12 protein-coding genes are annotated in these 14,308 nt (G+C 71.4%); 5 read left to right on the top strand and 7 right to left on the bottom strand.

Annotated features, from left to right (window positions below; translation table 11 throughout):
- Positions 1-38 precede the first annotated feature (38 nt).
- Positions 39-1,382 (bottom strand): ABC transporter substrate-binding protein, encoded by a 1,344-nt coding sequence (locus ABZ842_RS24845; RefSeq protein WP_361540609.1) that lies wholly within the window; start codon positions 1,380-1,382, stop codon positions 39-41.
- A gap of 183 nt (positions 1,383-1,565) precedes the next feature.
- Here ABZ842_RS24845 and ABZ842_RS24840 point away from each other — a divergent pair, with 183 nt between their 5' ends.
- A complete protein-coding gene (locus ABZ842_RS24840) occupies positions 1,566-2,003 on the top strand; it encodes a hypothetical protein (protein WP_361540606.1) in 438 nt (145 codons plus the stop codon).
- Positions 2,004-2,110: 107 nt separating this feature from the next.
- Complete coding sequence (purU, locus tag ABZ842_RS24835; protein ID WP_361540604.1) at positions 2,111-2,962, top strand: formyltetrahydrofolate deformylase; 852 nt, start codon at positions 2,111-2,113, stop codon at positions 2,960-2,962.
- A 91-nt stretch (positions 2,963-3,053) separates the two neighbouring features.
- On the opposite strand, the gene ABZ842_RS24830 is transcribed toward purU, so the two are convergent.
- Positions 3,054-4,580: a zf-HC2 domain-containing protein gene (locus ABZ842_RS24830; RefSeq protein WP_361540601.1), complete on the bottom strand. Its 1,527-nt coding sequence runs from the start codon at positions 4,578-4,580 to the stop codon at positions 3,054-3,056.
- Positions 4,580-5,161, bottom strand: a complete 582-nt coding sequence (locus tag ABZ842_RS24825; protein WP_361540598.1) for a sigma-70 family RNA polymerase sigma factor — start codon at positions 5,159-5,161, stop codon at positions 4,580-4,582. The genes ABZ842_RS24830 and ABZ842_RS24825 overlap by 1 nt, the downstream gene beginning before the upstream one ends.
- Before the next feature lie 408 nt (positions 5,162-5,569).
- On the opposite strand from ABZ842_RS24825, the gene ABZ842_RS24820 reads away from it, so the two are divergent.
- Positions 5,570-6,085: an EF-hand domain-containing protein gene (locus tag ABZ842_RS24820; RefSeq protein WP_361540595.1), complete on the top strand. Its 516-nt coding sequence runs from the start codon at positions 5,570-5,572 to the stop codon at positions 6,083-6,085.
- Between the two features lie 68 nt (positions 6,086-6,153).
- Here ABZ842_RS24820 and ABZ842_RS24815 read toward each other — a convergent pair whose 3' ends face one another.
- The gene (locus tag ABZ842_RS24815) at positions 6,154-6,792 is read right to left on the bottom strand and encodes a response regulator transcription factor (RefSeq protein ID WP_361540707.1); all 639 of its coding nucleotides are present in this window, start codon (positions 6,790-6,792) and stop codon (positions 6,154-6,156) included.
- Positions 6,793-6,998: 206 nt separating this feature from the next.
- Positions 6,999-8,162 (bottom strand): histidine kinase, encoded by a 1,164-nt coding sequence (locus ABZ842_RS24810; RefSeq protein WP_361540592.1) that lies wholly within the window; start codon positions 8,160-8,162, stop codon positions 6,999-7,001.
- 434 nt (positions 8,163-8,596) lie between these two features.
- Between ABZ842_RS24810 and ABZ842_RS24805 the strand changes: the two genes are divergently transcribed.
- Positions 8,597-9,625 carry a CPBP family glutamic-type intramembrane protease gene (locus ABZ842_RS24805; protein WP_361540589.1) on the top strand — a complete coding sequence of 343 codons (1,029 nt, stop codon included), beginning with the start codon at positions 8,597-8,599 and terminating at the stop codon, positions 9,623-9,625.
- On the opposite strand, the gene ABZ842_RS24800 is transcribed toward ABZ842_RS24805, so the two are convergent.
- Positions 9,600-11,039, bottom strand: coding sequence for an MFS transporter (locus ABZ842_RS24800; protein WP_361540586.1), 1,440 nt, complete (start codon positions 11,037-11,039; stop codon positions 9,600-9,602). The genes ABZ842_RS24805 and ABZ842_RS24800 overlap by 26 nt on opposite strands.
- Positions 11,040-11,300: 261 nt before the next feature.
- A complete protein-coding gene (locus tag ABZ842_RS24795) occupies positions 11,301-12,863 on the bottom strand; it encodes an AMP-binding protein (protein ID WP_361540583.1) in 1,563 nt (520 codons plus the stop codon).
- Between the two features lie 298 nt (positions 12,864-13,161).
- On the opposite strand from ABZ842_RS24795, the gene ABZ842_RS24790 reads away from it, so the two are divergent.
- Positions 13,162-14,307: an acyl-CoA dehydrogenase family protein gene (locus ABZ842_RS24790; protein ID WP_361540581.1), complete on the top strand. Its 1,146-nt coding sequence runs from the start codon at positions 13,162-13,164 to the stop codon at positions 14,305-14,307.
- Position 14,308 lies beyond the last annotated feature (1 nt).

Below are 14,308 nucleotides of genomic sequence, written 5' to 3'. Positions count from 1 at the left end.
CTCTGACGAGCTCTGCCCCGCTCTGTCGCCCGGCGCCGTCAGCCCTTGCGCTGCGCCGAGAGGATCGCGTCGACGTTCACGAAGTCGGGCTCCTGGGCCACCAGCCGTCCCTCGCGCACCACGTTGAACGTCACGTGCCGGTTGACCGCCCGCGGGAGGTCGGGCGTGCCCAGCTTCGTCCCCCGGTCCCAGCGGAGCGTCGGCGTCACCCCGCCCGTGGACACCTCAAGCCCCTCGGAGAGGGTCCGCGACACCGCCCCCGCCGTGATCTCGTCCGCGTCGATCGCCTTGATCGCCGCGTTGAGGACGCTGTACGCGATCCAGGTGGTCTGGGTGCCCACGTCCGTCGGGTCGACGCTGTTGTCCGCGAACGCGTGCTCGTCGATCACGTTCTTCATCTGGTTCCAGCGCGGATCGGCCGCCGCCGGGTACCAGCCCGTGATGAACGCGCCCTCGAAGGGGCCCGAGCGTCCGCCCGTACGGTTGATGAAGGACTGGTCGACGCTGCCGACGACCGACGAGAGCGCGATGTCCCGCCCGTCGTCCGGGAGGCGGCGGAAGGAGTCCACGAACGTCTCCGTACGGTCCCCGAGCGCGGCCGTCACGCACCCGGGCCGCTTGTCGTCGCTGGCCTCCGAGCCCTCCCCGGCCTTGGCGCGCGCCTGGTCGGCCTGGCGGGTGTACTCGGTCGCGTCGTCCGGTGCGAGGACGTCGACCGCTTCGCTGTGCCCGCCCTGCGCGAGTCCGGCGTCGAGCAGCTCCGGCAGCTTGTCGCCGGCGATCGAGTCGGGCCGGACGATCGCCACCCGGCGGCAGGTGTCGGCGAGCTGGCGCCCCTGCCCGGCGAAGAGTGCGGCCGGTCCGCCGTTGACGGGGTAGGAGAGGTAGTTGGTGAACTCCTCCTCGGACGCGCCGAAGCCGCCGATGAAGGGGATCCCCGCGACCTGGAGCGGCGCCGTGAACGCCCTGCCGTGCTGGCTGTACGAGCCGACGACCGCGACCACGTCCTCCTCGACCGCCTGGCGCGCGCAGTACGACGCCCCCTCGGCGGTGTTCTTCTCGTTGCACGTGATGACGCGGAGCTGGTGGCCGTCGACGCCGCCGTTCGCATTGACCCAGCGGGCGTACGCCTTGGCCATGGCCGGCATCCCCGGCATGTTCGTGGCCTTCGTGCCCTCGGGGGCGAAGGTCATCACCTTCACCGGCTCGCGCGAGTCGCCGTCGAGGCCGGGGACCACGCCGCAGCCGGAGGCGAACAGCGCGGTGACCACGACGGAGGCCGCCGCGACCCGGCCGGTGGTCGCACGGGAAGGGGCGGTACGGGCCCCGGGCGTGCGGGCCGAGGTCTCATGGGCGGCAGCGGTGCCGGGGCTGCTGGTCATGGGCACTCACGGTTCCGCCACCGCGGTAACGGAACCGTGAGCGACGTTGGCCGCAGGGTGTCGGAAGGATGAACAGCCGGGGGGCGCGCGGGGCGGACGGGGCGGGAACGTACGATCGACGGCGTGGAGCAAGCCCCGGTCACCCCTTCCCGTCGCACCCGTCGCTCGTCCACCATGGGCGGTATGCCGTTGAATGACATGCCGTGGTGGCGCTGGCGCTGCAATGTGCGCTCGGCGTTGCACATGCTCTCCGACCCCGCCTTCCACCAGGACGTCTGGCTGGCCGGGAGGGAGGGGTACGGCGACGTGACCGACGCCGTCTACCGTCTCGTCGAGGACACCTGGCTGGACAACTGGTCCGCCGAGAAGTACGTCGGCACGATCTTCCGCGACGCGAACGAGGCCGCGCTCGTGGACGCCGCCGTGCTGCGGGTGCTCAGGATCCTGCACCAGGTCGGCGCGGACGCCCCCGTCTCGACGTACCTGGCGCACCCGGCCTGGCCGGAGGCGGTCGCGGCGGCGCGCGAGGCCCACGTGTGCCTCGCGGCGAACGACGGCGACTCCGCGGACGAGCCGCCGCGCTCGCTGGACGTGCTGCGGATCATGACGCGTACGGCGTAGCGGACCGTACGAGGCAGGGTTCGCGGGTGCGGGGCGCGGGGCGCGGCGGCTGTCCACGCGGCGGACCGTGGGCGCTTTCGGGGCGGCCGGTGTGGCACCCTACGAGGATGACGGACCAGTACGTTCTGACGCTCTCCTGCCCGGACAAACAGGGCATCGTGCACGCCGTGTCGAGTTACCTCTTCATCACCGGTTGCAACATCGAGGACAGCCAGCAGTTCGGGGACCAGGACACGGGTCTGTTCTTCATGCGGGTGCACTTCTCCGCCGAGCCGCACGTGACCGTGGACAAGCTGCGGGCCAGCTTCGCCGCCGTCGGCGACGCCTTCCAGATGGAGTGGCAGATCCACCTCGCCGACGAGCCCATGCGGGTCGTCCTCATGGTCAGCAAGTTCGGCCACTGCCTGAACGACCTGCTCTTCCGCTCCAGGATCGGCGCCCTGCCGGTCGAGATCGCGGCCGTGGTCTCCAACCACCGGGACTTCGCCGAGCTGGTCGGCTCGTACGGCATCCCCTTCCACCACATCCCGGTCACCAAGGACAACAAGGCGGAGGCCGAGGGCGCCCTGCTGGAGCTGGTGCGGGAGCTGGACGTCGAGCTGGTGGTGCTCGCCCGCTACATGCAGGTGCTCTCCGACGACCTGTGCAAGCAGCTCAGCGGCCGGATCATCAACATCCACCACTCCTTCCTGCCGAGCTTCAAGGGCGCCAAGCCCTACCACCAGGCCCACGCCCGCGGAGTGAAGCTGATCGGCGCGACGGCGCACTACGTCACCGCGGACCTCGACGAGGGCCCGATCATCGAGCAGGAGGTCGAGCGGGTCGGCCACGACCTCACGCCGGAGCAGCTGGTCGCGGTGGGCCGGGACGTCGAGTGCCAGGCCCTGGCGCGCGCGGTGAAGTGGCACGCGGAGCACCGCATCCTGCTGAACGGCAGCCGCACGGTCGTCTTCGCCTGAAGCCGGGCCGGCACGGTTCCGACCGGGCGGCTGGCGGCTCGCGTCGAGGCGGGGCTGATGGGTCCGGCCTGGCCTGTTCTGATCGGCGAGGTCACAAGCGGCTGAGCGACGCTGCGGCGAACAGCACGTCCCGGATCGCCTCGCGGTCGCCGTACTGACCGACCGCCGCCTCCTCCGGAGGTACGTGCCCGGCGACCAGCTTGCAGAACTCCACCCCTTCGAGGGCGACCTGGGCCACCGCACGGTCCGGTGAGCCGAGGGCCGCCGGCGAGTCGAGCGCGATGTACCAGTCGCCGCCGCCCGCGCCCTCCACCTCCAGCCGCACCGAACGCCCCGGCGCCCCCGCCGCCACCAGCTCCTTCACCGGCCCGGCGAGCCCGGTGCGGCGGCGTGCGGCGAGCGTCGCCGGCAGCAGCCGGGCCGCCAGGTCGATCATCCGCTTGAGGTGCGCACCGCGCGGCGGGTCGTACGGGTAGTCCACCGCGTCCGCGATGTCGTCGGCGTGGATCCAGCACTCGAAGGCCCGGTCGACGAGCGCGTCCCGCAGCGGCAGCGAGAAGTCCCCGTACGACACGGACATCTCGGCCGCGCCGTGCGCCGCGAAGGACACCGTGCGGATGAGGGTGTGGCTCTGGTCCCGCCACAGGCGGTGCGCGGCGCGCCCGGTCGGGAGGTTCTCGGAGCGCCAGAACTTCTCCGTGCGCTCCGTCGGCGGCTTCGGGCCGTTGCGACCGAGCGGGTCGTCGAGACCGAGGGCGTGCGCCACGAGCCCGTCGACGGTCATCAGATGGCCGATGACGCCGCCGACGGTCGTCAGCCGCCGCGCCGACTCGCGGCCGTCGAACCACAGCAGGTGCAGCGGCGCGTCCCACTCGGCGTCGCCGATGTCGCGCAGCAACGCGTCGAGCCGGGCGGTCTCCGCGTCGTACGGGGTGGCCCAGTCGGGCACGGGGATGCGGGGCGGGCGGCGGCCGAGGCAGTTCTCCAGCACCCGGAAGCGCAGCGTGGGCGGCAGGTCGAGTTCGCATTCGGTGTGCAACAACTCGACCGCGCCGCGCAGCCGGTGCGCCTCTTCGCGACAGGGCGCGCAGATCTTCAGGTGTGCGTCGACGGCGGCGGTCTCGTCGGCGGAGCAGGCGGACAGCGCCCACGCGCCGAGCAGGGACTTGAGCACCCGGTGGGACGGCGGCCCGGCGCGGTCGACGTCCTCCGCGCCGCCGCCGTCCGTCGGAACGATGTCGACGGTGCCGTCGGGGCCGCCGCGGCTGTCGGTGCCGTCGGTGCCTGCTGCGCCCGCGACCTTCGCCGGACCCTGGTCGTTGCTCCGCTCTTCTCGATCGTCTGTTGCTGCTGGTGCTTCTGGTGTGTCGGGCATATCGGCCTCGGCCGGTCGGTCGGCTGGCGTGGTTCCGTTGGCGGGCGGGGAGGGGCGGCGGGCTGCGGACGTATCGGAAGGCGGGGGTACGTGTGGTGCGACGTTCCTCCTGGGCCGGGGCACCCCGGTGGCGTCCCACGGCGCACGCGGGGCGAGGCCGTCACCGGCCCGCCGGGGGGCGGGTATGCGCGGTACGCCCTGCACCTCCTCGTGCTCGCCGTCGCCGCCCTCCCGGTGCGCCATCACAGGGAGCGTCCGTATCCAGGTGGTGACGAGCCCTCCACGGGCCGCGTGTGTGCGGTGGACAGCAACTGGAGACCGAGCCGCAGTCTGCGTCTGGCCTCGTCATCGGTCACTCCCAGGTGCGCTGCGGTCTGTCGGTAGTCCCGTCGTTCGAAGTAGGCCAACTCCAGCGCCCTGCGCAGGGGAGCGGGCATCGAGGTGCGTATGTAGTCGGCCCGTGCCTCCGCCGCCGCCCGGCGCACCCGCTGCTCCAGCTCCTCGGTGGTGCCCGTGCCGCCGTCCGCGAGCGCGGCGGCCCCGGTGCGGCGCAGCCGCGACACGGCGTGCTGGTTGGTCAACTTGGCGACCCAGGAACGCAGGGACCCCTGCTTGGGGTCGTACTCGTCGGGGTGCTCCCAGACGTGGCCGAAGACCTCGCGGGTCACTTGGTCGGCGGCCTCGTCGTCGTCGAGCACCCGGTGGGCCAGGCTGTGCACGAGGGAGGCGAGCCTGTCGTACAGCTCGCCAAGCGCCGCGGCCTCGCCCCTGCTGAGTCGTTGCTGCATCTTGTGGTCCCAGCGCGGCTGCGCGTCCTTCGCCATCCGTTCCGTCCCCCCAAGCCCGCTCCCGCGTACCGCCCTTGTCTGCGGACACCGACCGAGCGCCCGGCGCAACGGCCGGATCCCCGTCGGGGCCGGTGGGGATCCGCGAAGCGTCGCGATGCTCTTGGTGTCCTCGATGTCCTTTCCCCCTCAACGAATGTAATGCGCGTGACGATGCCCGCACGCCCCTTTGCTCCAAGTGCGCCCCCGAAGGAGGGTTGAGGTGGTAGAGGGACTTCGGGCCCGAAGGGGCCCCGAGCGAGCTCTGAAGGGGGTTCCGGACGTCGCCCCGACTCCCTGCCTTCGAAACTGTGATCATGTCTTCACCCACGGTTGGTTTCACGTTCCCGAGCAGGTAATTGGCGGGTACTTGCACGCGTCAGCCTCCTGGGGCCGTACGCTCCCCGCATGGACAGCGCAGAGTACGAGCGCAAGATCGCGTCTCGCTTCGCCGCATTCGATCAGGACGGCAACGGCTACATCGACCGCGAGGACTTCAGCGGGGCGGCGGCCCGTCTGCTGGCCGAGTTCTCCACGACTCCCCGCTGCGACAAGGGACAGGCCCTCTACAACGGCGCCGAGGCGTTCTGGCAGGGCATGGCCGGTATCGCCGACGTCGACGGCGACCAGCGCGTCAGCCGCCAGGAGTTCGTCACGGGGGCGGTCAAGCGGCTCCGGGACAACCCCGAGCGCTTCGCGGAGATCGCCCGTCCCTTCCTGAGCGCGGTGATCGCCTTGGCCGACACTGACGGACAGGGCATGACCCCCGCGGCGGCCGAACGAGTCCTACGGGTCCTGGGCGTGGGCACCGAGGTGACGGCCCAGGTGGCCGCCGCCCTGGACACCGACGGCGACGGCCGCATCGGCGAGGACGAGGTCCTACGGGCCTTCGCCTCCTACTACGTGACGCCGGAGCAGCCCTAAGCAAGGCCCCAACTGCATCGACTACCGGTCAGTGCCCCGGGGCGCGTTCTTCGTTCAACCGTCGTTCATCAGTCCTCCCCGGGGACGACCAGACCCGACTCGTACGCCATCACGACCGCCTGCGTACGGTTCTGTGCATCAAGCTTCATCAGGACGTTGCTCACATGCGTCTTGACGGTCTCCAGGCTCACCACGAGCCGCTGCGCGATGTCCGGGTTGGACAGGCCCTTCGCCATCAGCCGCAGGGTGTCCTTCTCCCGCCCGGTGAGCGGCAGCGGCAGCGGCGGAGCCGCCGAAGCCGGGCGGGCCGTCACCAGCCGGCGGACCGCGTCCGGGAAGAGGAGTGAGTCGTCGGTGGCGACCAGGTGGACGGCGCGGGCGATGCGGTCCGAGGGCGCCCGCTTCAGTACGAACCCGTCCGCGCCGGCGCGCAGCGCGTCGTACACGTACTGGTCGCTCTCGAACGTGGTGATCACCACGACCTTCGGCGGCTCCGCCAACTCGGCCCGCAGCCGCCGCGTGGCCTCGATGCCGTCCATGCCGGGCATCCGGACGTCCATCAGGACCACGTCCGGCCGCAACTCGGCCACCAGCGGCAGCACCTGCGTACCGTCAGCGGCCTCGCCGACCACTTCGAGTTGGGGCTTCGCCGCCAGCAGGGTCCGCAGACCGGTGCGGGTCAGCTCCTCGTCGTCCGCGATGAGCACGGTGACGGTGCGGGCCGCTGACGCCGACTCTTCGGGCTCCGCTTCGGGCTCCTCTCCGTGCGCGGGTGCGGGCGTGGATGCGGGCGGGGGCGCGGGCGGTGTGTCCGTGGTCGCGCGGGCGAGCTGGGGCGGTGGCGCGAGTGCAGTCGGGGCGGTGGTGTCGTTCATCGACCTGTCCTCGTCCAAGGTCATGCTGGCCATGGCGGTCATGGCTCAGGTTGCAGCGGGAGGCTGGCGGCGAGCCGCCAACGGTCGTCGGCCGTGGGGCCGCATTTGAGGTCGCCGCGCAACAGCCGGACTCGCTCCTTCAAATTCTTGAGTCCGTAACCGAGGCGGTCGGCTCGGGCCGGCCGGAACCGTCGGACGGCGGACCCGGGTATCGCATTGATCAACTCGGCCTCCAATCGGTCCGATGCCACGATCAGTCGCAACTCAACGATGGGTCCCGCACCGTGCCGCAGCGCGTTCGTCAACCCTTCCTGCACGATCCGGTACGCCTCCCGGGACACGGGCCCCGGGACCCGCTCCAGATCGCCGCGGATGTCCATGTCCACCTCGACGCCTGCCTGTTGAACCCCGTCGATCAGCGCAGGCAGCTCGGCCAGGGTAGGCCCGACTGCGGTCGCGGCCGGAGCGCCGCCACCCCGCCGAAGGGCACCCAGAACGTGGTCCAGATCGTCCAGCGCGCCGCGCGAGGTCTCCTCGATGCTGTTGAGGGCACGCCGCGCCGCTGCCGGGTCCCTGTCCATCAACTCCCCGGCCACCGCCGCCTGAATGGTGGCAGCGGTGAGGGTGTGGCCGATGGAGTCGTGTAGCTCCTGAGCCAGGCGGTTGCCCTCCGCCAGCACCCGCATCCGCTCCTCCATGGCGGCCACCCGCTCCGCCTGGCCCGGGCCGATGAGCACGGGGGCGAGCCGCCGGAGCGCCGCACTGCCGGCGGCGACGACGATCCAAGCGAGCGGGAGCGCGACCACCGTCAGCGGCACCGTCCACGCGCCGTGCCACCCGGCCGCCACGTCCGCGCTGACGTAGAGGAAGCGGATGTCCTCCCCGCCGCCGTCCAGCCACACCATGACGGGTACGAGCGCGGCGCTGGCCAATATCGTCGCTGCAATCGCCACGAAGCAGCCGATGACCGCACTCACCAGCAACCACGCTCCCGTGCGCAGCCGCTCGGGCGCCCCCGCTCGGGTGGGCGCGGGCAACTCCGTTTCGAGGAGGGCGTTGGCGAGCCGCACGGCGCGTCTGCGAGCCGAGTGCAGCAGCCCGCAGATCACGATGAGGTCCGCGGCGGCGCCGGTGATCGCGACCAGGCGCCAGCCGGAGGGCAACGTGCTGCTGCCTGCCTCCATGACCAGGAGCGCGGTCATGATTCCGATGACGCCGATGCACGTGCCGAACACGATGTGCCCGAGGCCGCGCACGGTGCGTCGAACGTGTCGGAGCGCCGAGCGGCCCGACAGCCTCGCGCGGCCCGCGGGGTGTTGACGCGGGCGGGTCATTCCATGCGTTGGTGAGTTCGGATGGGTGGCTGGATGAGTCGGAGTTGACAGGGATGGAGGGGCGGGCAGGGATCGAGGGGTCGACAGGGACGACGGATGGGCGTGGGCCGGTTTGCTCTTCCACACGTTTCCGATTTTGCAGGCGACGGCGGGGCGGCGCCTCCCCCAGGTGAGGGAGATCCAATCTCGCTCACGATCGCGATGTGTCGGGCCGGTCGCCGGGCGGACAGTGGTCGGCATGTTGCGCGCACCACGAGCGGCAGCGCGCACGGACACGATCACGGAGAGAAGGTCCGCACACCATGACGTACGTCGCCCCGACCAAGATCACACCGTTGTCCAGGAGGGAACGCAGGCGCGGGCTGTGGGTGTTCATGCTGATCACCTTCGGCGGCGCCTGGGCCGGGATGTCCCTGCCGTTCTTCACCGACCTCTCTCCGCTACACCCCCTCGTGCAAATCACCTTCGGCTTCATGCCCGCTCTCGGTGCGGTGGTCGCCCGCCTCGTCACGGGCGAAGGCTTTGCTGACGCAGGACTCCGCCCTCGCTTCCGTAGTGCGTGGCCGCACTATCTGGCCGCCTGGCTGGGGCCGTTGGCCTTTGCCGCCGTGGCTTTGGCGAGCGCTCGGGTCTTCGGCGTCTGGGACGGTGACCTCTCCCAGCTCGGCGACGGCGTGGGCGGTGTGCCGGGGTGGGCGGTGGTGCCGCTGCTGATGCTGGTGGTGCTCCTTCTGTCCCCCATCTATTGGGGTGAGGAGTTCGGTTGGACCAGCTACCTCAGGCCCCGGTTGTGCTCAGGTCGGCCCGTGGCCTCGGTGGTCACCACGGGCGCGATCTGGGCCGTGTGGCACTACCCGTTGGCGTTCAACGGCTACATCGAGTTCGAGCACCTGCTGCTCGGGCTGGCGATCTGGTCGATGGCGTTCCTCGTCCAGGAGGTCATGCTCGCGGCGCTCGCCGTGCGCAGCCGCACGGTGTGGACCGCTTCCGTCGCCCACGCGGGGAACAATCTCGTGCTCTCCCTGCTCCTGGAAGTGCTGGTCCTGAACGGCGGCGACGGCAAGGGCGACGGGCCCGGTCAGATAGCGGTCACGGTGTTGCCCCTGCTGCCCATGGCACTGGTCTGCGTCTGGATCCTGTGGAATCGCAAGTTGGACGCCCCGAGCGATGGTGCGGGCGATGACGGGGGCGATGGGGACGGGGCCGCGGCGCCCGCGTCAGCCAACCTCGCGGTGCTCGCCCCGACCGCTCTCGACTATCCCCGTTCTTCGAAGGCCGGTGCTTCGTCGCGTTCTTCCGAGTCCTTTAGTGGCCCGAGGAGCTCGCGATGAAGCGCCGCGGCACCAAAGCGGTCACCAGGACCGTCACGGTGGCCACGATCCCGACGGACACCCATGACGTCGTGGTCAGCGCCGCGTCGAAGGCGTTCCGGGCAGCGGCAAGGACGGTGGGGTCACCGAGTTGCTCGGCGTCGCCGATGGACTGCTGTGCGGCGGACGGCTGGCCTGCCATGGCGTCCGCGTACGCGGCGGCGTGGATGGAGCCCAACAGTGCGACCCCGAGGCCCACCCCGAGTTCGTACGAGGTCTCCGAGACGGCGCCGGCCTGCCCGGCGCGTTCCGCGGGCACCGCCGACACCAGGACCGCGGCTGCCGTGGTGATCGCGATGCCGTCGCCGAGCCCGAGGGCGATCAGGACCACCGCGACGTACGGGTACGTGGTCGGCTCCGGGGACAGTGCGAGGACGAGGAAGCCGGCGACGAGTCCGCTCAGCCCGAGGGCCATCGCGGTGCGCACCCCGACCCGGCGCATCAGCCAGGGCGCCGAGAGCGAGCCGACGAGTGTGGCGAGCGCCGCGGGCAAGGTGCGGACGCCGGCCTGCGAGGGGGAGTAGCCGTGGACGTACTGCATCCACAACGACAGGAGGTACAGCGCCGCGCCGATCGCGAGCATGGCCATCAGGGTCGCCAACGCGGCTGCCGTGAAGGCGCGGCGCCGGAAGAGCCGCACGTCGAGGAGGGGATCGGGTTGGGCGAGTTGACGGCGGGCGAAGAGTGCCAGCGAGACGAGGCCCAGGGCCAGCGCGATCGAACCGCTCACGTTGGCGTCGCCCTTGCTGAGGTTCTTGATGCCCCAGGCCAGGGCGATGACGCCGACGACCGAGAGAATGGCCCCGAGCCAGTCCAGGCGCCCGTGGCCCGCGTCCTTGAACTCCGGCAGCAGCCACACCCCAGCTGCGACGGTCGCCACGACGACGGGCACGTTGACCCAGAAGGCCGCCGACCAGTCGTACTCCTCGACCAGGACACCGCCGACCAGGGGGCCGATCGCGGCGCCCGCGCCGGCGACGGAGGCCCACACGCCGATGGCGAGGGTGCGTTCGTGCGGGTCGGTGAAGATGTTCCGGATCAGCGAGAGCGTGGAGGGCATCACCATGGCGCCGCCGATCGCCAGCAGCACCCGTCCGCCGATCAGCTGCGCCGACGAGGCCGCGGTGGCCGCGACGACGGAGGCAGCCCCGAAGAGGACGAAGCCGCTGAGGAAGAGCAGTTTGCGGCCGTAGCGGTCGCCGATGCCTCCGGTGGTGACGAGCAGACCGCCGAGGACCAGCCCGTAGACGTCGATGATCCACAGCTGCTGGAGCGCGTCGGGCTCCAGGTCGTCGATGAGGGAGGGCAGGGCGACGTTCAGGATGGTGGCGTCCATGGCCACCAGCAGGAGGCTGGCGCACAGCACTGCGAGCATGCTCCAGCGCCGGGCCCGGCTGAAGCCCGGTGGCGTCGGACCGTTCGACGGGGGCTGCGGCGGTTGGGGCGGCTCCGAAGGCTGCGACCCCGGTGGATGCTGCGCCGTACCGCCCATGACCCGTCCCTTCGTGACCCCCGCCGAGGAACACTGCCTTGGCGGGGACCGGCCGCCGCGGAGACGGGCCCGGCGCTTGCCCCGAACGGCGCACGGTCCTGGGCGCGGACCGCAGGGAACGTGCCCGGGGCCTGCGTCACCGGGTCAGCCGAAGTGCTCCCGCAGCTTGTACTTCAAGACCTTCCGCAGGGCGTCGTTGCGCGGCAGGGCGTCCACCACCTCCAATTGCTCGGGGAGTTTGTAAGGGGCGAGGCCCTGGGCCCGAAGGAACGCGGTGACGGTGGGGAGGTCGAGCCGGGCGCTCCCGGCCCGCTGCTCCAGCACCGCGCAGACCCGCTCGCCGCGTTCGGCGTCCGGCAGCCCGATCACGGCTGCGTCGGCGACGTCCGGGTGCGTGTGCAGCAGGTCCTCGACCTCCTTCGCAGAGATGTTCTCGCCCTTGCGGATGATGACGTCCTTCAGCCGGCCGGTGAGCACCAGGTGTCCGGACGGCGTCAGACGGCCCAGGTCGCCGGTGATCAGGAAGCCGTCCTCGTCGAAGACGGCGGCCGACTGGACGGGGTCGAGGTAGCCCCGGCAGACCGCCTCGCCCCGCAGCCGCACCTCACCGTCGACGATGCGGATCTCCATCCCCTTCGGCGGTCGTCCCTCGGTCGTGGCGAGGTCGTCCACGGAGTCGTCGGGAGAGCCCATCGTGATCATGGGCACTTCGGTCATGCCGTAGCCGTGGGTGAGCTGGCAGTCCATCTCGCGTACGACGGCGTGGTACAGCTCCGGCGGCTTGGGCGCCCCGCCGCCGGCGAGCAGCCGCAGCGTGGGGATCAGCTTCCGGTCAGGCTGCTTGCGCTGTTCGGCGAGGAAGAGGGAGTAGAAGGCCGTGGAGCCGCCGGCGGTGGTGACGCCGTGGCGGCGGTAGTCGTCGAGCGCGGCGGGCAGGGCGAACTTCTCGAAGAGGACCGCCGGAAAGCCGTACAGCAGCAGCATCACCAGGTAGTCCGCGCCGCCTATGTGGGCGAAGGGGAAGGCGATGGAGCCGATGTCCTCGGGGGTCAGTTGCAGTGCGTGCGCCAGGCAGGAGCCGCCCGCGATCAGGGAGCGGTCGGTGTGCAGGACCCCCTTGGGGTCGGAGGTGGTGCCCGAGGTCCAGTAGATCCAGCGGACGTCGGTGCCGTTGTCGGGCGGCGGCGGGAGGCTCGCGGGGTCGCCGGAGGGCAGCGGTCCGTAGCCGTCGAGGACGCCGCGCGCGCCGATCCGGGCAGCCATCGCCCAGTGGTCGAAGTCGCGCCACACCCCGGGCACCGCGAAGTGCTCTGCCTTGGACTCGCGCAGGGCGAAGGAGACTTCACGGTCGCGGTAGAAGGGGATGATCGGGGTCTGCACGGCGCCGAGCCGGGCGAGGGCGACGCACAGGACGACGGTCTCGATGGTGGTCGGGAGTTGCCAGGCCACGACCGTGCCCGGCCGCACCCCCAGGGCGTACAGCCCGGCCGCGGTCTCCTCTGCGGCCGAGCGCAGACCGCCGAAGGTCAGCGACCGTTCGCCCTGGAGGAGGACCCGCCGGTGGGGGGTCAGTTCGGCGCGCCGGGCGAGGAGGTCCCACAGGGTGGGCGAGTCACTGAGCGCGTGCGCGGTAGCCGACCCGTCAGCGTCAGGCGCCCCGTCCCAGCCACCAGCGCCGCCCCCACCCCAGCCATCCGCCCCGCCCATGCGATCCGCCCCGCGCCCGCTGGTCCCGCCGCCCGCATCGTTCCTGTTGCCCGTGCTGCTTCTGCTGCTTCTGCTGCTCCTGCCGGGCGGGGTGGGCGTGCCGTTTGCGTGTTGCGTGCCGTCCGTGCGCATTGGGCGTACGCCTCCATCCACCCCGGGCCAGCCGAGCAAAGATCTGACGAATCGTCAGGCATGGTCGAGAGGGTAGGTCTCCGGCGCTTGTCGGTCCAGGGGTGCGGGGCTAGCCTGAGAGATCTGACGTTGTGTCAGATTGAGTGGGGGAGGGGCGGGGCGGGGCGTGGATCTCAGCTGCACGGAAGAGGAAGAGGCGTTCCGGGCCCGGCTGCGGGACTGGCTCGGCGTCAGCCTGCCGAAGCTCCCGCCGAAGCCGTCCCCCGACGACTGGCCCGCCCGGCGCGCTTACGACACGCTCTGGCAGCGGATGTTGTACGACGCGGGCTATGCCGACCTCCATTGGGACGCGCCCCCCACCCAGCGACTGATCTATCTGGAGGAGACCGAGCTGGCGGGCGCGCCGTACGTGGGGGCGAACTTCGTCGGGCTGCTGCACGCCGGACCCACCATTGCGGCCGAGGGCACGCCAGAGCAGCGGGACCGTTGGCTGGGGCCCATCCTGCGTGGCGACGAGATCTGGTGCCAGGGCTTCAGCGAGCCCGACGCCGGCTCCGACCTCGCGGCCCTGCGCACCCGGGCGGTGCGGGACGGCGACGAGTACGTGATCACCGGGCAGAAGATCTGGACGTCGCACGCGGAGGTGGCCGACTGGTGCGAGCTGCTGGTGCGCACCGACCCCGACGCGCCCAAGCACCGCGGCATCTCCTGGCTCGCGATGTCGATGGACGCGCCGGGCGTCACCGTTCGCCCGCTGCGCACGCTGGCCGGTTCGGCGGAGTTCGCCGAGGTCTTCCTGGACGAGGTGCGGGTGCCGGTTTCCCATCGCGTCGGTGCGGAGCACGACGGTTGGCGCGTCACCATGGTCACGCTCTCCTTCGAGCGCGGTACTGCGTTCGTCGGCGAGGTCGTCGCCTGCCGTCGCACCCTGCGGGAGGTCGCCCGGGCTGCCCGCGCCAACGGGAGCTGGGACGACGCGGTCGTGCGCCGCCGCATCGGCCGGCTGCACGCCGAGTTCGCCGCACTGTGGCGGCTCACCCAGTGGAACGTCAGCGAGGCGCAGGCCACCGGTGGCGTGCCGGGGATCGGCGGCTCCGTCTTCAAGCTCCGTTACTCCCAGGCCCGCCAGGAGCTGTACGAGGCGGCGGCGGAGGTGCTGGGCCCCGAGTCGCTGGACCTGGACCGCGCGTGGACCGCGGACCGGCTGTCCTCGCTCTCGTACACCATCGCCGCCGGCACCTCCCAGATCCAGCGGAACATCATCGCCGAGCGCATCCTCGGCCTGCCCAAGGCCCCGAAAGGCGGTGCCTGAC

The organism is Streptomyces sp. NPDC047315, from assembly GCF_040643215.1.
Taxonomy (GTDB): Bacteria; Actinomycetota; Actinomycetes; order Streptomycetales; family Streptomycetaceae; genus Streptomyces.
The sequence above is the reverse complement of the archived record's forward strand: the minus strand, read 5'-3'. Positions and strand labels throughout refer to the sequence as shown.